Annotated in this window: 18 protein-coding genes; 10 read left to right on the forward strand and 8 right to left on the reverse strand. The window is 68.6% G+C overall.

Annotated features, from left to right (window positions below):
* The 4 genes from IPI43_29570 to IPI43_29585 form a co-directional block, all read right to left on the reverse strand.
* The coding region (locus IPI43_29570; GenBank protein ID MBK7778212.1) for a transposase at positions 1–1,217 on the reverse strand (1,217 nt) is incomplete at its 3' end.
* Between the two features lie 140 nt (positions 1,218–1,357).
* Positions 1,358–3,025: a DUF3556 domain-containing protein gene (locus IPI43_29575; GenBank protein MBK7778213.1), complete on the reverse strand. Its 1,668-nt coding sequence runs from the start codon at positions 3,023–3,025 to the stop codon at positions 1,358–1,360.
* Positions 3,026–3,043: 18 nt separating this feature from the next.
* Positions 3,044–3,880: a hypothetical protein gene (locus IPI43_29580; GenBank protein MBK7778214.1), complete on the reverse strand. Its 837-nt coding sequence runs from the start codon at positions 3,878–3,880 to the stop codon at positions 3,044–3,046.
* Between the two features lie 59 nt (positions 3,881–3,939).
* Positions 3,940–4,503 (reverse strand): hypothetical protein, encoded by a 564-nt coding sequence (locus IPI43_29585; GenBank protein ID MBK7778215.1) that lies wholly within the window; start codon positions 4,501–4,503, stop codon positions 3,940–3,942.
* Between the two features lie 421 nt (positions 4,504–4,924).
* Here IPI43_29585 and IPI43_29590 point away from each other — a divergent pair, with 421 nt between their 5' ends.
* The 6 genes from IPI43_29590 (at position 4,925) to IPI43_29615 (ending at position 10,769) form a co-directional block, all read left to right on the forward strand.
* Positions 4,925–5,887 carry a hypothetical protein gene (locus IPI43_29590; protein MBK7778216.1) on the forward strand — a complete coding sequence of 321 codons (963 nt, stop codon included), beginning with the start codon at positions 4,925–4,927 and terminating at the stop codon, positions 5,885–5,887.
* A gap of 55 nt (positions 5,888–5,942) precedes the next feature.
* Positions 5,943–6,509, forward strand: coding sequence for a DUF1003 domain-containing protein (locus IPI43_29595; GenBank protein ID MBK7778217.1), 567 nt, complete (start codon positions 5,943–5,945; stop codon positions 6,507–6,509).
* The gene (locus IPI43_29600) at positions 6,506–7,600 is read left to right on the forward strand and encodes a histidine kinase (protein ID MBK7778218.1); all 1,095 of its coding nucleotides are present in this window, start codon (positions 6,506–6,508) and stop codon (positions 7,598–7,600) included. Before IPI43_29595 ends, IPI43_29600 begins: the two co-directional genes overlap by 4 nt.
* Positions 7,597–8,319 (forward strand): response regulator transcription factor, encoded by a 723-nt coding sequence (locus IPI43_29605; protein MBK7778219.1) that lies wholly within the window; start codon positions 7,597–7,599, stop codon positions 8,317–8,319. The genes IPI43_29600 and IPI43_29605 overlap by 4 nt, the downstream gene beginning before the upstream one ends.
* A 120-nt stretch (positions 8,320–8,439) precedes the next feature.
* Positions 8,440–9,837, forward strand: coding sequence for a hypothetical protein (locus IPI43_29610; protein MBK7778220.1), 1,398 nt, complete (start codon positions 8,440–8,442; stop codon positions 9,835–9,837).
* Positions 9,834–10,769, forward strand: a complete 936-nt coding sequence (locus IPI43_29615) for a hypothetical protein (GenBank protein MBK7778221.1) — start codon at positions 9,834–9,836, stop codon at positions 10,767–10,769. The genes IPI43_29610 and IPI43_29615 overlap by 4 nt, the downstream gene beginning before the upstream one ends.
* An 18-nt stretch (positions 10,770–10,787) precedes the next feature.
* Here the strand turns inward: IPI43_29615 and IPI43_29620 are convergent, their stop codons facing one another.
* Positions 10,788–11,021 (reverse strand): hypothetical protein, encoded by a 234-nt coding sequence (locus tag IPI43_29620; GenBank protein ID MBK7778222.1) that lies wholly within the window; start codon positions 11,019–11,021, stop codon positions 10,788–10,790.
* Positions 11,022–11,147: 126 nt separating this feature from the next.
* Here IPI43_29620 and IPI43_29625 point away from each other — a divergent pair, with 126 nt between their 5' ends.
* Complete coding sequence (locus IPI43_29625; protein ID MBK7778223.1) at positions 11,148–11,774, forward strand: fasciclin domain-containing protein; 627 nt, start codon at positions 11,148–11,150, stop codon at positions 11,772–11,774.
* A 40-nt stretch (positions 11,775–11,814) separates the two neighbouring features.
* Entirely contained in the window at positions 11,815–13,563 is a 1,749-nt protein-coding gene (locus tag IPI43_29630) for an acyl-CoA dehydrogenase family protein (GenBank protein MBK7778224.1), read from the forward strand.
* A 426-nt stretch (positions 13,564–13,989) separates the two neighbouring features.
* Here the strand turns inward: IPI43_29630 and IPI43_29635 are convergent, their stop codons facing one another.
* Both IPI43_29635 and IPI43_29640 read right to left on the reverse strand, forming a co-directional pair.
* Positions 13,990–15,774: an ATP-binding protein gene (locus IPI43_29635; GenBank protein MBK7778225.1), complete on the reverse strand. Its 1,785-nt coding sequence runs from the start codon at positions 15,772–15,774 to the stop codon at positions 13,990–13,992.
* Positions 15,767–16,948 (reverse strand): ATP-binding protein, encoded by a 1,182-nt coding sequence (locus IPI43_29640; protein ID MBK7778226.1) that lies wholly within the window; start codon positions 16,946–16,948, stop codon positions 15,767–15,769. The genes IPI43_29635 and IPI43_29640 overlap by 8 nt, the downstream gene beginning before the upstream one ends.
* A gap of 224 nt (positions 16,949–17,172) precedes the next feature.
* Here IPI43_29640 and IPI43_29645 point away from each other — a divergent pair, with 224 nt between their 5' ends.
* Together IPI43_29645 and IPI43_29650 are read left to right on the forward strand one after the other, a co-directional pair.
* Positions 17,173–20,172 carry a TIGR03960 family B12-binding radical SAM protein gene (locus tag IPI43_29645; protein ID MBK7778227.1) on the forward strand — a complete coding sequence of 1,000 codons (3,000 nt, stop codon included), beginning with the start codon at positions 17,173–17,175 and terminating at the stop codon, positions 20,170–20,172.
* The gene (locus tag IPI43_29650; protein ID MBK7778228.1) at positions 20,169–20,789 is read left to right on the forward strand and encodes a hypothetical protein; all 621 of its coding nucleotides are present in this window, start codon (positions 20,169–20,171) and stop codon (positions 20,787–20,789) included. Before IPI43_29645 ends, IPI43_29650 begins: the two co-directional genes overlap by 4 nt.
* A 250-nt stretch (positions 20,790–21,039) precedes the next feature.
* Here the strand turns inward: IPI43_29650 and ltrA are convergent, their stop codons facing one another.
* Positions 21,040–22,395: a group II intron reverse transcriptase/maturase gene (gene ltrA / locus IPI43_29655; protein ID MBK7778229.1), complete on the reverse strand. Its 1,356-nt coding sequence runs from the start codon at positions 22,393–22,395 to the stop codon at positions 21,040–21,042.
* Between the last annotated feature and the right edge of the window lie 674 nt (positions 22,396–23,069).

The following is a 23,069-nucleotide window of genomic DNA, read 5'->3' on the forward strand; positions in this document are numbered from 1 at the left end:
TTGGCTGGCCGGGCGCGCTTGCGTGGGAACACGCCCGGGCGCTGGTAGGCCACCGCCAGGGGGCGGAGGCGGGCGTTCGCGGCGAAGAGGCCACCATACAGCAGGGTGTTGACGCGCGGTGGAGGGACCAGGGTGACCAGGCGGTCGATGAAGCGGTCGTGCGTCAAGAGTATCTGGGTGGTGCCGTCGCTCCAGGGTGTCTTCAGTGTCAGTTCCACGCTGGTGGCATGGAGGGTGAGTCGTGTTTCTTTGAGGGGTGGACGCAGGATGTAGCGGACCAGTTGCTCGAGGCTCGCGCGGGCTCCGGCGGCCACGGTGACGTGGGCGTCGAGATCAAAGCCGTCTTCGTGCGCCTTGAGTCGGGCGAACGTGCTTGGGACGCGGGGCTTTCCGTTGCGCAGGCGCTGGGCGCCCTTGTGGAAGACGCCCTCGCCGTAGAGCTCGCCCATGCCAAACAAGAGCTGCTGGGCGTCCCAGTCGTCGTCCTCGTCTGGCCCGAGGCCCAGCTTCTGCAGCAGCTGGACCACGCGCCGCTTGATGTCGGCCACCAGCGCGGCGAGCTCCGCCACGGTGGGTGGGGCGGCGTGCAGGAACACGAGCTGGCCGTCGCTGCGCTCGTAGAACGAGCCGTCCGTGTAGAGCGCGTGGAAGTGCACGTTGAGGTTCAGCGCACCGCCGAAGCGCTGGATGGCCATGACACTGCCTGGGCGGGCGCTGCTGTGCTGGCCAGGCGGCCCGACACTGGCAGCGCGGGCACGGTAGATCGCATCGATGGCCGCTCGGGCGATGCCCCACACGCCGAGGGTGAGCTCGTGGTTGTGGGCCATGCGCCAGCGCAGCGCGTGCGGGAAGGACAGCACCCACTGACGAAAGGGGACGGGCGGCAGGACGTTCTCCACCAGGTGCTTGGCCTGGTCCGCCATCTTCCGGCCCACGCAGCGGGGGCAGAAGGCGCGACGCTTGCAGCTGAGGGCCACGAGGCGGCTCTGGGCGCAGTCGTCGCAGCGGAAGCGGGCGAAGCCGTGTCTGAGGATGCCGCAGCGGAGGAAGCCACGGAGCGTGTCGACCGCGAAGCCGGGGAGCGGGCGCTCGGCGCGGGCTTCCAGGTACTTCTCCAGCTTGTCGCTGAGGAGCTGATGCAGCGGGCCTGCGCTCGGGTCCCGGCGCTCGTAGGTGAGCGCGAGGGTGGGCGGTGCAGCGGTGGCGGCGGCGGGCACCCGCCCAGGCGGTGCAGGGGGCGGTCCGTCGGAAGACGCTCGGATTCACGCCGCTGCGTCTGGGGTGCGGGAGGCGCCCGCCGGCGCTGGCTGGCGCCCGCTGGGTTCTTCAACGATGGAGCGTGTACGGGCGCGTTCCGCTAGTTCTCCGGAACACGCGAAGACGTCGGCGCATCCCACGGCTGCCGGTCGCGCATCGCGTTCACGTCCACCTTGCCCTCGGTCATCAGCCCACACTTCGCGTCATAGATCCGATACGCCATGGTGGGCTTCAGCATTGGCTGCGCCTCCACGCACAGCACGCGCAGCTCACCCTCCTCGAAGCCGCAGCTCTCCTGCACGATGCGCAGCAGGCGCTCGTTGTTGAGGTGCCCGTCGCCGAAGTTCCAGCCCAGCACCAGGCCGCTGATGATCTCGCCGTCGTAGTAGTCGTAGGCGGCCAGGTCATCCACCATCTTGGGGATGAGCTCCGACAGCGCGCGGCCCTGCAGGTGCATCATGCGGAAGCCCAACACCTTGCTCACGATGGAGCGCGCCTCGTGCGGCGCGTACAGGCGCTCGAGCTGCGCATAGACCCACGGCGCGGGCATCTTCAGCGCCTGCATCTTCTTCGCGCTGTCGCCGCGGAAGAGCCACACCGAGTAGGGCCAGTTGCCCGCGTAGTAGCGCATGGACACCAGAAATGAGAGCCGCTCCGGGAACAAGTTGCCCAGCAGCGGCACCACCACCAACGAAGTGAGCAACACCAGCGCCACGGGGATGCTCTCGATCTGCCAGAAGCTCACCTCGGGGTGCGCGTAGAAGAGCGCGAATCCGCCGTAGACCGCCATGACGTTCCACTCGAGGGGCACGGCCATGGGCATGTTGCTGAAGATGAAGAAGTGGAGGCCCACCATGCCCACGAGGCCCAGCGTGAGCGGCCAGCCGCCCACCGCGAAGGCCAGCAGCATGGGCATGAGCAGCTCCAGCAGCGTGCCGAAGTGCGCCAGCGCCGTGGTGTGCGCCGCGGGCCGCACGTCGCTTGGGTAGCTCTTGTAGACGCGCCGCCGCAGCCACTTGGGCTGCAGGATGGGGTGGTTGCTGGTCATCACGCCCACCACCGTGGGGAAGTGGTGGTTGCACTTGGACACCCCCGCCCAGAACCAGATGGCGAGCTGCACGGCCTTCGCGCCCGCGATCCAATTGGGCAGCAGCGCAAAGCACAAGATGGTGGGGAAGTAGTGCTCCGCGCGCGCCGCGAGGAACAGCGTCTTGTCCGCCACACCCATGAGCGGCACCAGCACGGCTAGCGCCAGGAACACGTGTGTGGAGATGGCCGGCGACACCAGCCCGAACACGCTCAGGCCGATGACGCTCGCGTACAGCAGCACATCCACCACCGTGCGCTGGCTGCCGCCCAGCACGGGCAGCTGGGGGAAGAGCGCGAGCTTGGTGGTGCCTGGCCGCAAGAAGTACAGGAAGCCGCCGAACGGAGGCAGGTAGCGCCCAGTCAGTGGGCCGCTCGAGCCCGCGAGGCCCAGCGCCTCCATGGTCATGGTGAGCAGGATGGCCTTCTGGAACGCCACCGGGTGCGACCACCACGCGCCGAAGTCCGCGGTGCTGCCGAGGCCAGGGGTGAAGCCGCAGAAGAAGAACCAGAGCGCGATGTAGCCCGCCACCTTCAGCAGGTAGAACACGTACACGGCCAGGGGCGAGCCATAGCCCTCGAGGCACCACGCGAGGCACACTTGGCGCGCGCGCTCGGGCAGCGGCAGCTTCTCCCAGGCGTAGACGTCGTACTCGGCGAGCGTGGGCTTGATGAGCTTCATGGTGGTGAGCCTCGCAGGTCAGGGGCGCGCTGGGCCGCACACGCCGTGCGGGTCGCTGCAGAGCGGCGCCACACAGCTGGCGTCGGCGCTGATGCCCCCGTCCAAGCAGCACACGCTGTCGGCGCACAGGCCCGTGGTGGTGCAGGCCTCGCCCAGCAGGCGCACCTCGCAGGTGGGGCTGCGGATGCAGCCGCGGTCCGCGTCGAACACCTCGAGCTCGCCGCATGCGCAGGCAGGCAGGGCGCAGTCCAGGTCCGAGAAGCGGCCGCAGGTGGTGGGCGCGCAGATGCCCAGCATCCACTCACCGCCCGTGTTGGCGCACAGCACGTCGGGCGCGACCGTGGCGATGATCTCGCAGAGTGGCCCGTCCACGCAGCCCACGCCGGGTCCGAACACGCGCGAGGCCCCGCAGTCGCACGCCGGTGTGGCCTGGGCGCAGGCTTGCGAGGAGGGGACGCCGCACTCGAAGTGCCCGCACCACTCGGGGCGGTTGAACCAGGCACCTCCCGTGGCCGTGCAGAGGGCCGCATCGCACGACGCATGCGCGGCCTGGCAAGCGGCCACCGTGGCGTACACCGCGCACTCGGGCCCGGTGCAGTTGCAGTGCACCGGCACGCAGACCGAGCCATCCCAGAACGCGGCGGTGACCGGCGCGCACACCGCGACGGCGCACAGGTCGATGGCTGCGGCCATGGGCTCACACGAGGGCACGTAGGGGCCCGAGTCCTCTGGGACCCCGTCGTCAGGCTGGCCACCGCCGTCCGGGCCGGGCGAGTGCGCCGAAGAGCACGCGGACACGAGCGCACCGAGCACCAGCAGTGCGAGCAAGAGGCCGAGAGTCGAGTGCTTGGTCATGGGCGTGCTCCAGGGAAGACAACCGGAAGCGTACCGCATGGCCCCGGAAGAATCCCTCTTCACCACACGCCCGGGATGAGCCGGTGACGAACGCGCGCGGTGTATTCGGCGTGGCCTCCGAGCGCCCCGAGGGCCCGCTCCTCGGCCGTGATGCGCCAGGCGAGGGCGAGCCCCACGAGCACCAGCAGGCCCGCCGCGAACAGTGCGTGGAGGTGGAGCACCAGCGCCGCGAACATCAGGAGTTCGCTCGCATACATGGGGTGCCGCACCAGGCGGTACGGCCCGCGGTCCACCAGCCGCCGGGCGCCGGGGAGCACCGCGAACGAGCGCCCCAGCGCCAGCATGGAGAGCAGCATCCCCAGCGCACCGAGCGAGAACAGCAGTGTGGCCGCGGGGCTGAAGCTCAGGTCCGGCGAGGCGCTCACGAAGGCCCCGAGCGCGAGCGAAGGCAACGCCGGCAGCCACATGACCACGCGCGGTGGGCCGCTCTCGGGCAACCGCACCAGGAAGAGCCCCGCCATGACCACGTGCACCGCCACCACGCCGGCGGTCACCGGCCACGGGCGCCCTGCCGCCCCCTGCAGGCACATCCACGCGACGTGCAGCGCGGACACCGAGAACACCACGTCCGCCCAGCGGGCGGCCCGCTCCCCTCGCCACGCGGGCTTCAGTAGAACGTCCAGCCCCAGTTGAACATGTACGAGAGGCCGTTGAGCACCACCACCACGATGACGAGGCCCACGATCCCACCCAGCTGGCTTCCACCTTGACCCATGACGCTGCTCCTCGGCCGGATCGAGAGTGACCCCGCGCCCGGCCGAGTATACGGAGGCACGCCGCGTTTCCCACGGGATTGTCACCCGCCGCGCATGGCAAGCTGGCCGCGTGACTCGAGCCCCCCCTTGGAGCGTGCTGGTCGTGCTCGGTTTGCTGGCCGCGCCCACGAGCAGCGAGCGCGCAGCAGCGCAGGCCTGCGCCACGGAGCAAGACGAAGTCTTCCGCTCGCCTCACCCTCTCGGTCCTCGGGGGATCACACTTGCAGCCGTGCGGGGCCGGGTCTTTGGTGCATGGATCGTGGACACGGGCCGCGTGGCTGTGCTGGACCTGACATCGCAGACCGCCACTCCCCGCTACGTGACGATCCCCATCGCCAACTTCGTGGCGCTGCGAGAGGCCGACGGCGGGATGCTGCTGGTGACGCATGCGGCTTGCGGCGCGAGAGGCCGGACCGACTGCTTGTTCGCCCGCACACTGGACCACGAGGGCAACGCGCGTGGAGCGCTGAGCACCGTGCGCGTGCCGGAAGCGCCACAGTTCGTTCACGCGGCGGCGCGCGGCAGTGAGGTGGTCTACGGGGTGCTGTTCGAGCACAGAACGCCGATGGTGGTGCGCTATGGCGTCGCGCCCGACGGCGCCCTCGGGGCCACGATCGGTGGTGGGCGGGGGCGAGGCCGAGGACGCGACTGGATCGCTCTCGGCCTGTTCTGGACCGGGGACTCGGTGCGATTCCTCTCGTGGGAGCGGGTGCGTGGAGACGGCCCGCGGTTCGTGATGGTGCAGACCGGCCGCCCCGACGGGGTGGAGCTCCACGGCATCCCGGAGGGCCTCTGGCCGGCGGCGCTGCGCGACACGCCGAGCGGGGCGCTCGATCTGGTGCTCCATGACACCGACGACACCCCCTTCCTCGTGGCGGAGGTCGGCCCGCGGGGGAGGCTCGCGGCGCCTCGTGCGTTGCCCCTGGACCGCTCCCATGTCCCACCTCCACTCCCTTCCATGGGAGTCGACCTACGCTACGAACCCGCCGCATTCGTGGCGCGGTTCTCGCGCACGGGAGACGACTGCCCGCCGTGTGACGAAGCGCGCCTCGCGCCTGCACGGCGCCGCGACCACGCCACCCCAGCCCCCCTCGAGATCACGCCGATGCCCAACGGGGCCATCGCGCTGTGGGTGGACCAGGATGGCGAGGTCGACACGGTGTTCATGGCGCACATCCGCTGCCGCCGGTGAGCCACCGGGGTTCGGTTCCTCGACGGCGGACGCGCAGACGCGTATTCGTTTGGGCATGAGCACTCCCAACAAGGCAACGGCGCCGGCTTCCACCACTGCCCCCACGGGGGAGCACCACCACCTGCGCTTCCACGCGGGCAGCGTGCACCTCGCGCCCGCCTTCGGAGGCGACTGGTTCGGAGTGCGCGCCGAGCGCTTCGCGCGCTTCTTCGGCACGCCCACGTTCCTGATCGCGCAGAGCTTGCTGGTGCTGGTGTGGATCGTCCTGAACGCAGCGGGTGTGGTGGCCTTCGACCTCTACCCGTTCATCTTGCTGAACCTGGCCTTCAGCCTTCAAGCGGCCTATGCGGCACCGCTCATCTTGCTTGCCCAGACGCGCCAAGCCGACCGCGACAAGGCCGCCGCCGAGAACGACGCGAGGCACCGCGAAGACCTCGCGCGCGAGGCGCTCCGCCAACAGGACGAGAGCCACACCCAGCTGAACCTCCTGGTCACGCTCATCAACCGGAACACCGAGCTGACCGAGCTGACGCACAAGCTCAGCTTGCAGATCGACGGGCTGACCCGTGAGATCCACGAGCAGGTCACGGCGCGAGGAGCGCAGCCTGGGACGCCCCGGTGAGCTCGCCCGCGGCAGCGTCGTCGGGCCCGCCATCGCCCGGGCTTCACTCCGCCACTCACGCCGGCCTGGCCAGCACCTGGCGCGCGCTGGCCGAGGCGCGGCGCGCGGTGCCCATCACGCTGGTCTGTTCGGCCTTGTTGGCCACCGAGTACCTGACCACCCGCAGCCTGCCCGCGCTGTTGACGCTGCTGGGGTTCCTGGTCGCGTTCGTACTGCTGGTGCCCGCCGCGTGGCGCTGGGTGGAACGGGGCTCGCGTGCTCCCGCCCGTGGGCTCGCGTATGGCCTGCTGTGCGTGTCGCTCGTGGCGCTCACCACGGTGGGCCTTCCCCCGCTGCTGGGCTTCGAGCCCTACGTGGCGCACCCGCCGGCGGCGGCGGCCATCCTGACGCTGGCCGCCATGGCGGGGTTCATCCTGGGGCGCGACATCGACCTGTCCGCGGGCCTCATCATGGCCGAGCAGCGCAGCTCCGAGCTGCTGCGAGAGGCCGAGAACGCGCGCCTGCTGGCGCTGCGCCAGCACCTCGACCCGCACTTCTTGTTCAACACGCTGGGGGCCATCGCCGAGTGGTGCCGCGAAGACCCGCTGGTGGCGGAGCGCGCTCTCTTGGAGCTCTCCACCATGCTGCGCACGCTCTTCGACGGCATCCGCACGCCGCTCTGGCCCATCGCGCGCGAGGTGGAGGTGCTGCTGGCGCTCCAGCGCCTGTACGCGCTGCGCGACGACGAGCGCTATCCGCTGAACACGGACCTTTCGGGGCTATCCTCGGCGGACATGGTCGAGATCCCGCCGCTGGTGCTGCTGCCCCTGTTCGAAAACGCGCTCACGCACGGCGCGCCCGGAGCCCCCTTGTCGCTGGCGCTGGCCGTCACAGCCGGGGCGCTCGAGGTCACGCTCTGGAACTCCGGCGAGTACCGCGGGCGCCGCGAGGGGGGAACGGGCATCGACACCGCAGAGCGTCGCCTGCGCATCGCGTTCGGGAGCGCAGCCCAGCTGAGCGTGGTGGCCGAGCCTCGGGACGGAGTGGCCGGCACCTGCACCCGCGTCCGCATCGCGGCGTCGCCCCCGCGCACGCCCGGAGCCTCGGCATGACCCCGCTGCGCGTCATCGTGGCCGACGACGAGAAGATGGCCCGCAAGCGCGTCACGCGGCTCCTCGAGCAGCTGGGCAACACCGTGCTGGTGGCCGAGTGTCGCTCGGGCGACGAGGTGCTGCGCCACCTGGACCCGGCCCACGTGGACGTGGCCCTGCTGGACGTGGACATGCCCGGCATGAACGGGCTCGAGACGGCTCGGCTCGCGGCGCTGCGCGGGGTGCCGGTCATCTTCCTCACGGCCCACGAGCAGCACGCGGTGGAAGCGTTCCAGCACGGCGCGGTGCACTACCTGCTCAAGCCCGTGGACGCCCCTGCGCTAGAGCAGGCCCTCGCGCGGCTGCGCGCCCGCATGCTCGCAGCGCAGGTCACCCAGCCGGACACCAAGCTGCCGGACAGGGTGGCGCTCACCGTGCGCGGAGACGTGGTGCTGGTGCCGCCCGCGTCCATCACGCATGCGCTCTACGACGGCGAGCTGGTCACCGTGTTCACGGCGGCGCGGTCCTACATCACCGACGAGTCGCTGCAGGACCTCGAGGCGCGGGTCACGGGGCAGTCGCTCATGCGGGTGCATCGCCGCGCGCTCTTGAACCTCAGCCACGTGGAGCGCCTGCGCGCGCTGCCCACCGGGGGCTACACGGCCGTGCTGAGCGGCGGCGCCGAGGTGCCCGTGTCGCGCCAGGCGGCCCGCGACCTGCGCAAGCGCTTGGGCGTCTGAGCCACTTGCGCCCGCGGTGACGCGCCGCTCGAGCACGCCCTGCGACCGCTCACCACGGGTTGGCGACCGCTCGCGGAACCGCCTGCGGCAGGACCCCGCTCGCGCCCCCAGAGTGCTCGCATGCACTCCACCCACCGTCTCCGGTCCCGCGCGCGCCAGCTGCTCTTCGTGACCCTCGCGCTCGCCTTGCTCTCCGCCGCCTTCCTCGGCTGCGGTGCCCCCGCCCTGCTGGTGCTGCGCGACCTGCGTGACCCGGCACTGCATCGCGGTGGGGTCCCACACCGAGCGCTGCTCCTGCACCGCAGCCTGAGCGAGCGCATGGAGCCGTGGGCGCGTGAACGCGTGGCCTCCGGCGTGGCGGCCAGCGTCCCGCTCTACGACGTGCCGCAAACGGAGTGGCCCATCTTCAGCGCCGTCTTCTTCCTGAACGCGACGGAGGCGCTGGCCGAGCAAGGCGTGGACGTGCGTTACGCCATGCCCAGCGTCGAGGCCGCGCGTGACCTGATCATGGATCCCTTGCACCACACCTGGGTGCGCACTCACTGGGGCAGCGACTACCTGCACGACCACAACGTGTTCTTCCGCTCGCTGCTCATCGCCGGGCTCACCAGCTACGAGGCGCTCACCCGCAACGGTCGCGACGTGGCCTTTTTGCGCGACCAAGTGGAGACCCTCGCCGCGGACCTCGACGCCTCGCCGCACGGCGTGCTCGAGGACTACCCGGGCGAGACCTACCCCATCGACGTCATGGCCTCCATCGCCTACATCCGGCGCGCCGACCGCGTGCTGGGCACCGACCACAGCGCGTTCGCGGCGCGTGCGCGGCGCGCGTTCGTCGCCCCGTACGACGACGAGCTGGGCCTCGTGCGCTTCCGCGTGGATCTCTATGGCGACGCGCCACCCGTGCCCAACCAGCCGGGCCGTGGCATCGGCAACTCGTGGGTGGGCATCTATGCCGCCGAGCTCTGGCCCGAGGACGCGGCGCGCTGGCACGCGACCCACAGCGAGCACTTCTGGCAGGACGCGGGCTGGGCCACGGGCTTCCGCGAGTATCCACGCAGCGCACAGCAGGGCGAGTGGACCTTCGAGATCGACGCGGGCCCCGTGGTGGGCGGCTTCGGCACCTCGGCCAGCGCGTTCGGCATCGCCGCGGCGCGCCGCAACGGGCGCCTGGACCAAGCCTACGAGCTGACCACGCAGATGGTGGCCACCGGCTGGCCCGCGCTCGACGGCTCGCTGCGCAGCCCGCAGGCCTTCTCGCACCCGTGCGCGCCCATGCTGGGGGAGAGCGCGCTCCTCTACTTCCTCACACTGCAGCCCGCGCCCGGCGTGCCCATCGTCACCGGTGGGCAGCTGACACCGCTGGTCTACATGGCGCTCGCCGTCTACTTGGGTGGGTTCGCGCTGGGGCTCTGGCTGAGCGTGGTGCTGCTTCGCCGGGCGGGGTTCCGAAGCAAGGCTACCGCGACGAGAGGTAGCGTGCCTTCGCAGGCGCGGGCTGGCACTCTTTCCCCATGAGCGTTGGTGGTTGGCGGTCCCGCGGCGCGCGATACGCGCTCGCGTTGTTGGTGGTGACGGGCTGCGTGGCCACCGGTTGCGGCGGTGGCGCAGGCGACGCGGACGCGGGCCTCGACGCGTCCAGCGCAGGGGACGCGGGCCGCATGGACGCGAGCACGACCGACTCGGGGGCCACCGATGCGGGTGGAGGCGCCGACGGAAGCACGGCGCTCGACTCGGCGCTGATGGACGCGGACACTATGGATGCCGATGTGGACGCGGGCCCCTCGGACGCGGGCTACGACGCGGGTGATCCTGACCTGGGCATGCCCGGCGAGGTCACCACGTACCTCGTGCGCATCGACGAGCGTGACTGTCTGCCGCCTGCGTGCGGTGGCTTCTTCGTGCAGGCCGTGAACCAGGCGGAGACGCCGTGTGCCGACGGCAGCATGGCGACACAGTGCTACGTGGCCGAGCTGGACTGGGCACCGAGCGGCCTGGGCATGGCAGACCAGACACGCGCCGTCAGTGCCGCGGGCGGGCTCTTGCTGGACGCGCGCATGGAGCAGCGCCAGCTGGGCAACGCGGGCGTGTTCGGCGTGCTGCGGGTGGACGGTGCGTGGATCTGTGAGTGGGGCGTGCGCGTGGATCCGCCTTCGTTGCTGCCCTTCCACTCGTTGGCGCGCACGCCGCTGCTGTGTCTCATCGACCCCTGCTTCAACATCCGGGCGACCACGATGAACACCAGCGACGACGTGATGGTGTCGGGGTTGGACCTCAGCATGGCGGGCGCGTCCGCGGCGCAAGTCATGGTCGGCCAAGCCGCGCTCGAGGCCGGCACCTTGCGGGCCACAGGCCAGGTCCAGACGGACACCGTTCCGGGCCCGGGCGGCTTCGGCGAGACGTACGGCGCCACCCAGTTCTACGTGCCGCTCCCGCTCGTGTCCCGCTAGTCGCGTGCGCGCGCCGTCTCAGTCGGTCCGCAAGACGACCGCGCTGTGCTCCATGCGCAGCACCGCCGTCACTTCTCCCGGCGCGCCGATGGCGAACTCGAAGGTGGGGCCGTTGCGGGCCGTGACGCGCGCGAGGACGGGCTCCTCGTAGCGCCCCCCGAGCACCAAGCGCACGGGGGTGTGCGTCTGGCGGGCGTTCTCTAGCAGCGTCTCGAGCGTCTCGAGCGAGGAGGGGTGTTGGGAAGGTCGCATCGTGGTCAGTGTACACGCCGAGGCCCCGGGTGCCTCCGCCCGTGGCTGCGCCTCCGGCTCCAACTCGCCGCCTGGCGAGCGAGGTGCTGCTAGAACCTCCCCCCGTTCGCGTGTAGGTTGTCGGCCATGACGACGCGGCACGCCCCCTCCTCCTTCGTCACCGCCCTCGCGCTCCTGCTCGCGCTCGGAGCCAGCGCCTGCGGGTCCTCGGGTGCACCCGCCACGGAAGAGCCCACCACGGGCGGCGAGTCCGAGAGCGCGCCCATCACGGTCACCACGTGGACCATGGCGTGCACCGCGCCGATCGAGGCGCTCAGCCAAGTGCCCGAGGCCTCGCGCTTCCTGCAGCTGCTCGAGCCTGCGCAACTGGTGCAGGCGCTCACCGAGATGCAGGGGGGCACCGTGTTCGTGCCCACCAACGCGGCGCTCGAGGCCCTGCCCGCGGCCATCGAGCAAGACCCGGCCGCGCTGCGCAACTTCCTCGCCGGGCACTTCACCATGGGCACCGTCTCCACCGCGCTCCTGCTCGAGGCGGGCAGCGTGGAGCTGTTCGACCAGCAGCGCACCAGCCTGCCGGTGGTCACCTCGCGCGGCGCCACCACGGTGGGCCCGGCGCATGTCATCCGCCCCGACCTGCGCTGCGAGGGCGTGACCATTCACCTGGTGGACAGCGTGCTGCCCGTGGGCGCGTTCGACCCCAGCGAGAGCCCCAACCCCTTCCAGGTGAACCTCTGGCGCATGCCCGCCGAGTGACCTGAGCGCCCGCGTCCCCTCACGAACCCCGGAGAACCCCATGGCCAAGAGTGATTCAGACAAGTCGGTGAGCTTCATGCGTTCGCTCTGCATGGGGCAGATCGAAGAAGACGTCCTCCTGCCGTTCCCCACCATGAGCGACGACGAGAAGGAGATGCTGCGTGGCGTGTCCGACGCGCTCTCCACCATGCTGGGCGCCCACGCGCACGACTTCCGCAAGTGGGACCGCGAGGGGCACTTCCCCGAGAGCTTCATCGACGAGCTCAAGGAGTTCGGCGCGTTCGGCCTGGTCATCCCGGAGGAGCACGGTGGCCTCGGCTTCGGCAGCATGGCGTACTCGCGCGCCCTCCAAGAGGTGGCCAAGTACGACGCGTCCACCGCGGTGACCATCGGCGCGCACAGCTCCATCGGCATGCGCGGCCTCTTGCTGTTCGGCAACGAAGACCAGAACGCGCGCTACTACCCGAAGCTCGCCACCGGCGAGATGATCGCGGCCTTCTGCCTCACCGAGCCGGGCGCGGGCTCCGACGCCGCCTCCATCACCACCAAGGCCCACCGCGAGGGCGACGAGTGGGTGCTGGAGGGCAACAAGCTGTGGATCACCAACGGCGGCATCGCGAGCTTCTTCACCGTGTTCGCCAAGACCGACGAGGGCCGCAAGGGCGGCATGACCGCGTTCCTGGTCACCAGCGACATGGCCGGCATCAGCATCGGGCCCCACGAGGACAAGATGGGCCTGCGCGCCAGCAGCACCACCACCGTGGCGTTCGACGGCGTGCGTGTGCCCAACGCCAATGTCTTGGGTGAGGTGGGCCAGGGCTTCAAGGTGGCCATGAAGATCCTCAACTCGGGGCGCACCGGCCTCGGTGGCGGCTCGGTGGGCGCCATGAAGAAGATCATCGAGCTGGCCACCGCGCAGGCCAGCGAGCGCGCCCAGTTCGGCAAGCCCATCCGCGAGTACGGCCTGGTGCGCCGCAAGATCGGGCACATGGTGGTGGACTGCTACGCGGCCGAGGCCGTGGTGAGCGTGGTGGCCGGCCTGGTGGACGCGGGCTTCGAGGACTACGCCGTGGAGGCCGCCATCAGCAAGGTGTACGCCACCGAGGCGCTCTGGCGCACCGTGGACGAAGGCCTGCAAATCGCGGGCGGCAACGGCTTCATGTGCGAGTTCCCCTACGAGCGCATGCTGCGCGACTGCCGCATCAACCGCATCTTCGAGGGCACCAACGACATCCTGCGCCTCTTCATCGCCCTCAACGGCATGGACGGCGTGGCCTCGGAGCTCAAGGAGCTCATGAGCGTGCGCAAGTCCCTCTTCTCGGCGCCCATCAAGGGCTTCGGCGTGCTCCAGGACTACGCCGCCAAGCACGCGCAGCTGGCGACCGGCGCGAAGCGCCAGGGCACCCACTTCACCAAGCTCTCGCCGCAGCTGGGCAAGCACGCCGAGGCCTTCGAGCAGTCCACCCGTGAGCTCGCCAGCGCCGTGGACCGCATCCTGCGCAAGCACGGCAAGGAGATCATCGGCAAGCAGTTCGCCTCGAACCGCCTCGCCGAGATCATGATCGACCTCTTCGTGTGGGCCTGCGTCATGTCGCGCGTGAACTCGGCCATCGAGGCCGGCGCGGCTGACGTGGAGACACAGCTGCGGATCTTGGATGTGTTCGCCGGGCGCGCGGGTGGCCGGATTCGGACGAACTTCCGGAAGATCGACGACAACGACGACGAGCACATCAAGGCGCTGTCGGACCACGCGTTCGAGCTGGGGAAGTTCGGGTGGGACACGCTCTAACTCATCGTCGCGCCTTGCCTGCGAACCTTCGTGCGTCGCCGGAGTTCTCCGGCAATCCTGATCCGCGCTCTAGCCGACTTCTCTCAGACCAGCCAGACCCGCGTCGCTGCGGCGGCGCGTCAAGTGCTCGGAACCCTTGACGATGAGGGTGCGAGGGCGGCCCACTCATCGAAGTAAGTTGCCGCCGGCTCTCTGACTTCGGGAGCTAACCCATCAAGCACGTCCCGCGTCCCCAAAACGATTGCGTGCAACGCGTGCCGGATGGGCAACCACTGTTCCGCAAGGCCGGTGCGATCGAGTCGATCTCGAACGAGTGCCGCTCGATCCCAGCAAACGGCGAAGCGCAGGAGCGCATCGACCGCGGACCGGGTTATCGCGGCACCGCCCCCGCTCAAGAGACGAATCTCGGCGTCGGCCGCAAGGGAATCATGCTTTGCGACCAGCAGCAGCACGCGAGGAACCATGATCGTCGTCAACTCTCATCCCACGCTCGATCGAAGGAACGGTGCACTGATCGAAAAACGTATCCATCGCCAACTGAACCAACAAGAGCATTGAGCCAGGACCATCGGCGCTGTCAATAGATTTTACAAGCTCGATCTTATGTACCCACAAGAGCGCCGGATTCATCATGAATTCATCCACAGTTTGACGAATGAATTTCGATACATTGTGACTCGACAGATCTTGCGAGTGATTGGCTGAACGCTCCGTGAGAAGCGCCTCGAATCTCTCGCGAACCCATCGCACCTTGGTGGCTCTATCGACAATTCGGAGGCTGTACACATCCGTGTTTTCAACTCGATTCGCGATACTGTCTGACTCGACGCTGCGGCTTCGCGCAAGCTCCCACAGGAGGCCTGTCTTCATATTGTTGTTGGGAAGTCGCTCGAGCAGAGACAGCGCGAGTTCGACGTCGTGTGCGCTGGGCAGCCCACCCCCGAGTACCCTCATTATGCGGCTCGCTTCCTGAGTGAGGCCACGCTTTCCATGCATCGATTCAAGGAAACGCACCAACCAGATGAGCTTCCGTCGGACGCGTCGACTCGCGCGCATCAGATACCAGATATTGAAGAATCGCTCGGAAATCTGAAATGCGTGTCTCTTTGACCTCCTGCCGGTCTTCTTGTCGACCGAAAGCACCTTCTCGACAATGCCATCGGTGACCAGTCGATCAAGCTGAGCTGAGACCTTGTTCAGCTCAAGGCCAACATGCTCCGCGACATCACTGGCGCGTGCGGGGTCCCAGAGGATGCACAGCGCATCGACAACCTGCTGCGCTTGGTCGGGCAACACCTCGAACCGCGCCTTGTAGAGCGGAGTGTGGCGATCGAGCAGCATCTCGAGGTCCCCGCGCACGTCGCCATGAGTGGATGCCGCTAGGATCCCGTACAGGGTAGCAATGGTCCTCGGGTTTCCTCCCGCCAGGGTGCGAACCGCCGCCACGCGCTCGGGGGTCTCCACCACGATGCGACGCACCTCTTCGTTGCCCTGCCGGTCGGCTAGCGCGAGCAGCACATCACGCGCCTCTTCATCTTGCAGACCGCCAAGGCGTGTCACGCGAAAGAAGTCGTAGAACGCTTGCCCATAGCGGTGGGTGTGCTCAATCGCGTTCGAGCTCGCGCCGATGAGCACCAGCGCGTCCGACTTAGAGATGGCGTCCCGGAGCGCCCAGTCGGCCTCCTTGATGCGGTCGAACACGACGTCGGCGTTGTCGAGCAGCAGCACGAGGCGCCGGCCGAGCCGCTTCGCCGAGGTGAAGAGGACGGTGCGAGCGGCGTCCTCCAAATCACCTGGTGAGCTGCGATGGGCGCTCTCGATGGCAGCGTCCAGGGCGTCGGACTGCTGCTTGTTGCCTTCCGCCTCTAGCGCATCCGACAGCGCGTCCAGGCAGTTCAGCCAAAGATCGCCCAGGTGCTTGATGTTGTACTGCTCCTCGGGAAACTGCAGGGGGATATAGGCCGCATTCAGTTCTGCGTCGTCCTGGATCTCATACGCGATACGTCGCAGGAGCGTCGACTTCCCCATGCCTCGCTGGCCCAGTATCAGGTGGTGCTGTGGGGTCGACGTCGTCCGGGACCGCAAGTCGGCGACCAGCGAGTCGAACTGCGCCCGGCGGGCTACGAAGTCCCGCTTGAGTTCGTCCTTGGACAGCAGGTGCGGGTTGTAGAGGGCAACGCCGTGCAGCGACTCTCGGGTGGGGTCAGACACGGTTTCCTCGGCGCGCGAACTTCTTCCAGTACGCGTGGAGCATGGGGGAACGGAACTTCCAACGACCGTCCTCGGCGCACACGATGTAGCCGTCGGAGAGCAGGTCGTTCATCACCATCCGGCAAGCAGCGACCTGCTTCTCATCCACCATCGTGACGAAGAGCGCCTCCTCGGTGGGCCCGAGAGGGTCGACTGCGATGGTGTCGAGGAGGTCGTGGGCGAGGTCCGCGTGCGCCTGAATGAACTGCTGGGCGAGGCGCTCCTCCCAGTGCGCATAGATGACCCGCTGCTCGACTGACACGAGTCGGCCGAAGGCGGTGTCCACGGAGTGCGTGTCGAGCTCTCCTCCATCGCGGCGGATGTCATCGAGCTCCCTGATGAAGTGGGCGAGAAAGAACGGGATCGGCCACCCAACGCGACCTAGTAGATAGGCACGCGTGGGTGGGTCCAGTTCAAAGCCCGCGCGCTCGGTCGCTTGAGTGATGAAACCGTCGGCGTCTTGAGGACTGAACTCCCCGAGGTGCATGGCTTGGAGGTCGTTGATGGTCGACGTGAGCCCCGCAGCGCGCGTGATGCTGTCGAGACCCACGGAACCCGCGAGCAACCAGCGGACGTTGTCCAGACGCTGACGCACGCCGCGGAACCACTCGAGGAACGCTCTCGCCCGGGCTGGGTCTTGCTGGAGGAGGTTGAGCACGAACAGCGGCAGTTCGTCGATCAGGAAGAGGTACTTCTTGTCCTGGTGCTCAGAGAGCACGCGGATGAGCGCCTCGCCCAAGTCGCGCCACGGAGCCGCGGCGGCTTCATCGAACGTGAAGGCGACGGGACCTAGCGTCGCGGCTTTGGGAAGGAAGCGTGCGAAATTGGTAGCCCACGGCTTGTTGCCGAGCTTCTGGATGATGGTTCCATCCACCTCGAGAACGGCCCTGTACAGGTCGCGCACGAGGGTCAGCTCGTCTTGGCAACCTGCCACGCTCTGTTGGAAGGTGGCGAAGTCGTGCTCGGTCGCGTCAACCGCCATACGGGCAAGGATGGAGCTCTTGCCCACGCGACGCGGCGCGAGCAGCAGCACATGACCAGAGTCCAGTAGTGACCAGAGGCGCCGTAACTCCCTGGAACGTCCGAAGAAATCGTCACCCTTGGCGATGGGACCGGCGATGGGGAGCTTGGGCATCTTCGTCTCCAGTGTGCTGGTTACGCAACGCTTCTGTTGTGCAACAAATTCATTGTACAACAAAAACGTTGTACAACAAGACTGTTGTGAAAGAAGAACGAACGCGACGCTCCATGCCTGTCACGGGGGCCTCAGGATGACGGCCACGCTCTGAACTGACTCGACCTCTTCCGGCCCTGGCGCCAGTTGACAGCGCGCACCCCCCACCGCAGTAGAATCGACCCATGGATCGTCGCGAGCACCCCTACCTCCCCTTCCTCCACCAAGTGCAGGGCCCCGCCAAGTACCTGGGCGGCGAGCCCGGCGAGATCCACAAGGACTGGGACTCGGTCAGCTGCCGCGTCCTCCTCGGCTTCCCCGACATGTACGAGATCGGGATGAGCCACCTTGGCTACAAGATCCTGTACGGGCTCATCAACGCGCACCCGAAGCTCTTGGCCGAGCGCTGCTACGCGGTGTGGCCCGACATGGAGGCGAAGCTCCGCCAGCACGAGGTGCCGCTGCTCTCGCTCGAGTCGGGGCGGCCGCTGCGCGACTTCGACATCGTGGGCTTCTCGCTGCAGTTCGAGCTCACCTACACCAACATCCTGCAGATGCTGGACCTGGGTGGCATCCCGCGCTGGGCGCACGAGCGCGGGGAGACCGACCCGCTGGTCATCGCGGGCGGCCCCGTGGCCACACACGCGGAGCCCATCGCGCCGTTCATCGACGTGTTCCTGATCGGCGACGGCGAGGCCAAGCTGCCCGAGGTCATGCTCGCCTGGGCGGCCCTGCGTGACGCTGGCGTGCCGCGCCGTGAGCGCCTGGTGGCGCTGGCCAAGCTGGGCGGGCTGTACGTGCCCGCGCTCTACGAGACCATGCTCTCTCCGGACACCGGCCTCTTGGTGGTGGAGCCCGGTCACCCCGACGCGCCCTACCCGGTGGAGCGCACGTTCGTCGCGAACCTGGACGAGTATCCCTTCCCGACCGGCGGGCCCGTGGCCGCCACCGAGACCATCTTCGACCGGGTCTCCGTGGAGGTCGCGCGCGGCTGCACCGAGGGCTGCCGCTTCTGCCAGGCCGGCATGATCTACCGCCCGGTGCGCGAGCGCGGGCCGCAGCAGATCATCGACACCATCGTGACGGCCGTGAAGAACGGCGGCTACGACGAGGCCTCGCTCACGTCGCTGTCCACCGCCGACTACAGCGCCATCGCGCCGCTGGTGCAGCAGACCATGAAGGCCCTCGAGGGGCAGCGCGTGAACGTGAGCGTGAGCTCGCTGCGCGCCTACGGCCTGAGCGAGGACGTGCTGGACGACATGAAGTCGCAGCGCGCCGGCGGCCTCACGTTCGCGCCCGAAGCGGGCACGCAGCGCATGCGCGACGTGGTGAACAAGAACGTCACGGAAGAGCAGCTGCTCGAGACGGCCGAGCGCGTGTTCTCGCGCGGCTGGAAGAAGATGAAGCTCTACTTCATGATCGGGCTTCCCACCGAGGAAGACGAAGACGTGGAGGGCATCGTCTGGACGGGGCACCGCGCGTGGAAGCGAGGCGCCGAGGCCCGCCGCGACAACCGTGGCGAGGTCACGGTGAGCGTGTCCACGTTCGTGCCCAAGCCGCACACGCCCTTCCAGTGGTCGGCCATGAACGACTACGACGAGGTGCGCCGGAAGCAGCGCATCCTGCGGGACGCCGCGCGCCGCAGTAAGGTGAAGCTCAAGGTGCACGACTCGAAGGGCTCGTGGCTGGAGGGCGTCTTGGCGCGCGGCGACCGACGCCTGGCGAACGTGATCTCCGACGCGTACGACGGCGGCTGCCGGTTCGACTCGTGGGACGACCAGATGAAGCTCGGCGTGTGGAGCGACGCCATGGCCGCGCACCAGATCGACACGGCGGCGCTGCTGGGCACCCTGCCCGTGACCGCGCGGCTGCCCTGGGACCACCTGGACGTGGGGCTCGAGGACGGCTTCTTGGCGCGCGAGTACAGGAAAGCCCTCAAGAACAAGCTCAGCCCGCCGTGCGGCAAGGTGGCCGGCGCGTTCATCCACCACACCAACGTGAAGGACGCCAGCGCCGACACGCGCCGGCTGGTCTGCTACGACTGCGGCATCGCGTGCGACATGACCGAGATGCGCGAGGAGCGCTTGGTGCGCCTGCGCGTGCTCGGCGCCGAGGAGCCTCGCCACGCGCTGCCCAACGTCACCGTCGATCCCGGCCAGCCGGAGGCAGACGACCACGAGCTGAGCACGGCGCAGCAGACCCTGAACGCCCTCGCGGAAGCGGAGGCGGCTCAAGACGCGGCGGAAGCGGCCGAAGCAGCGCGTGACGCCGAGAGCGACGCCACCCCGAGCAACCCGCAGACGCCCTACGTGAACGTGCCGCACACGCGCAAGGACCAGGGCGAGCGCATGCGCCTGCGCCTCGCGTTCCAGAAGACGGGGCGCTTCGCGTTCCAGGGGCACCTCGACCTGGTGCGCCTGTTCCCGCGCATGTTCCGCCGCCTGGACATGCCCATGTACTACACCGAGGGCTTCCACCCGCGGCCCGAGATGACCTTCTCGCCGGCGCTCTCGCTGGGCATCCCCAGCCTCGGCGAGTTCCTGGACCTCAAGCTGCGCGCCGGGTTCGTGGCCGAGGCCGAGGTGGACGACCTGCTCGAGCGACTCAACGGCGTGGCCTTCGAGGGTGTGCGCTTCACCGGCGCGCGGGTGCTGGGGCCCAACGACCCTGCGCTCGGGCGCATCCTGACCGACGCCGAGTGGGTGGCCGCCATCCCGCGGTCCGCGATCCCGTCCCTGGGCTTCGCCGACGAGGCCGCGTTGCGCGCGCACGTGGAGGCCCGCGCGGCGAGCGACAGCATCGAGGTGGTGCGCCGCGTGAAGGGCATCGGCCGGGTCATCAACGTGCGTCAGATCCTGCGCGAGGTGGCCGTGGGTGAGGGCCACGACAAGCTCGCCGAGGCCGGCCTGGTGGGCGACCTGATCCCCGTGCGCTTCACCACGTGGATGCGCGCCGAGGGCAGCGCCAAGCCGCTCGAGGTGATCGCCGCGCTGCTGTCGGCCGAAGCGACCGACGAGCTGCCGGTTCGCCTGGTGCGCAGCGGGCTGTTCGGCGTGCGCAACGGGGAGCGCCACTCGCCCATGGACCTGGCCGCCTTCCGCACCCCCCACTCCGCACGCCTGCAAGACACCGACGCGAGCAGCGCGGACGACATCGACGTGGGCGAGGTCGAGGCCGCCTCGTGAGCCGTCGCGACGACTTCCGCAGCCTGGTGCGGCGCGTGGGCGACCAGGCGCAGCGCACGCTCACCACCGGCCCCGTGGCGGCCGCCCGCAAGCTTCTGAGCGAGGTGGCCGCCCGCCAGGCGCGTGTCCCCGACGAGGTGCTCACGCGCGCCATCGCCCACGCCGAAGGGGTGCGCGAGGCCTCCGTGGCGTGTCAGGGAGGCCGCATCCGCATCGACGCCACCTTCGACGACGGCACACACATCGAGGTGGGCCTCGTGCCCTGGGACGTGCGCTTCGCCCCGCGCGGCGCCAAAGAGGTGGTCTTCCGCCTCGAGCCCCGCGAGCTGGGCCGTGAGCGCCACGTGCCCGAGCTGGTGGCCGCCGTCGCCGCCGTGGTGGCCCACACCCTCTGGTCGGTCGCCCTCGGCGGCGCCCCCATCAGCAGCCAAGGCGTGTTCGTGGACAAGGAGGCCGACGACCTCTTCCGCGTGGACCTGCGCAACGTCCCGGCCGTCCGCGCCCGCATGACCAACGGCAGCGTGGCCGCCATGTTCGAGGCGCTGGCGCTCGGCAACCTGCGCGCCGAAGAAGGCATGCTGTCGCTCACGCTGGAGCTGCCGGGCCTCACGCGCTGAGCGCGTCGGTGGCCTAGAGGCTTTGCAGCAAGCTCTGATAGGCGCGCTCCGCTTCAGCTGAGGATTCCACACATCTTGCTGGCAGCCGATTCGCCTTTCGGCAAGGCACCATGGGCACCCCGGACCGAGGTCCGGGGCAGCATCCCGGGCCTGGATCAAATCGGCATAGGGGGCCCGAGTAGTAGACTCGGGCTCCCCTGCCACACCACCTGGCATGCGGGTCCGCACCAGGCGGTTCGATGGGTTGAGGTCAGAGGGCGAGGCGTGGGAGGCCTAGCCCGTCGAAGAAGGCGATGGGGATTGCGGCGTTGATGGCCATGGCCGAGTTCCGCCACCAGCGCCGTGCGTTGCCCGCCACCTGTGCGGCAGCGTCGGCGCTCAGCCCCCGGACCCGCAGCTCACGGAACACGGTTGGGCCGCGTTTCCATTGTTTGAGCTGGTAGGCCCGCAGTCGATGACGGATCCACTCGTCTAGCTCCCTAAACCGCTTCCCTCTCGAAGCGACTCGGAAGTATCCGAGCCAGCCGTTCAGGTAGGCGGCGAGGGACTGGACGACTTCGGCGAGGCTGCGCCCACGCGTTCGACGCGTGAGCTCGCGCACTCGGTCCTTCATGGTGTGAAGAGCCTTGGGCGCCACCCGTAGCTTCGTTGCGCCCCCGGGAGCCTGCCACAGCGCGAAGCCGAGGAAGGGTCGCGCGGTCGCCCGAGCCACCGCGCTCTTGGCGTCGTTGACGCGGAGGCGGAGTCGGCCGAAGAGTGTCACCAGTGAGCGCATGACGCGTTCGCCGGCTCTCTTTGTCCGCACGAACACGCGCAGGTCGTCCGCGTAGCGGACGAACGCGTGGCCGCGCTGCTCCAACTCCTTGTCGACTTCGTCGAGGAGCACGTTCGCAAGTAAGGGCGACAGTGGGCCACCTTGCGGTGTGCCCTCGTGTCGCTCCACCGTGACCCCGTTCGCCATCACGCCTGCGTTCAGGTAGCGGCGGATGAGCCTCAGCACTCGCCGGTCCACTATTCGTTTCGCGAGCTTCCCCATGAGCACGTCGTGGTTCACGCGGTCGAAGAACTTCTCCAGGTCCACGTCCACCACCCACCGCTTCCCTCCGTCGACGATGGCGCACACCTCGCGCATGGCGCCGTGTGCTCCTCGTCCTGGGCGGAATCCGTGGCTGTGCTCCGAGAAGGTCGCGTCGAACGGCGGCTGCAAGACCTGCAACAGGGCCTGCTGAATCAAGCGGTCGAGCACCGTGGGGATGCCGAGCATGCGCTCGCCACCCCCGGGCTTCGGGATCATCACGCGGCGCACCGCGTGGGGTTGGTACGTGTCCGCGAGGAGTTCCTCGCGGACACGTACCCAATGGTCCTTCATCCACTCCGGCAGCTCATCCACCGTCATCCCGTCGATACCGGGACTCCCCTTGTTCCCTCTCACTCTCTTCAATGCGCGCTGCACGTTCGTGTGATCGAGCACACGCTCCATGAGCGCGTCCATTCCTGGGCCTTCGTTTCCGGTCGTCGCCGACGTCGCTTGCCCACTCCGCTCTGCTCTCGGGGTTTCACCCCTACCTTCGAACGGAAGCTCCAACTGCTTGGACTTCTGGACCATGGCTACATCGAGACTCCCGGGCGTGATGCCCTTCCCATCGTTCGGTCCTTCGGCACCGTCTCGCGACGCGGCCTACTACGACCTCGGCTGACTTCTCGCTCCGCGTCGTGAACGCGTCGCCCTTTCGGGCATGAGGCGAGATCTCCCCAGGTAAGAACGCTGACCTTCTCCGCACAACCGCCGGATCTACGCTGCAGCCCATTGTTCACTGCGGCTTCGCGGTCACCAGCCCGCTCGCCCCAGGCTGCCCCGCCTCGTATCCGTTTCTTGTTCATCGGCTCGCAGATGCGTTCCACGCTTCCTCCGGACGGTCGGTCACCCTCCCGCCCTTGCGCTTCCCTTCCTTCGTTGTGAACTACTTGGGGGAGGACTTTCACCTCCGGGTCAGCGCCCATGCTGGGCGCACTGGCGGAAGTCCGCCCCCTACCGGGCGCGGACTGCGTCGTTCAAGGTCGGATGTGTCTCGAGTTCCGCGTCATCCGCAGCTTGAAGCTCAACAGTTCTCCTGCTTGGAACTGCCCAGTCCGGGCCCGGTAGGGACTGGACTTCCGCGCCTGTCCGGGCCTGGGATGCTGCCCCGGCTTTCAAGCCGGGGTGCCAATATCCCTTGAAACAGGTCCGATTCATGCTGACCAGAGCCTGCCAAGACTTGTGTTGAATCCTCAGGCTGAAGC

The sequence above is a fragment of the Sandaracinaceae bacterium genome, from assembly GCA_016706685.1.
Taxonomy (GTDB): Bacteria; Myxococcota_A; Polyangia; order Polyangiales; family Houyiibacteriaceae; genus JADJJE01.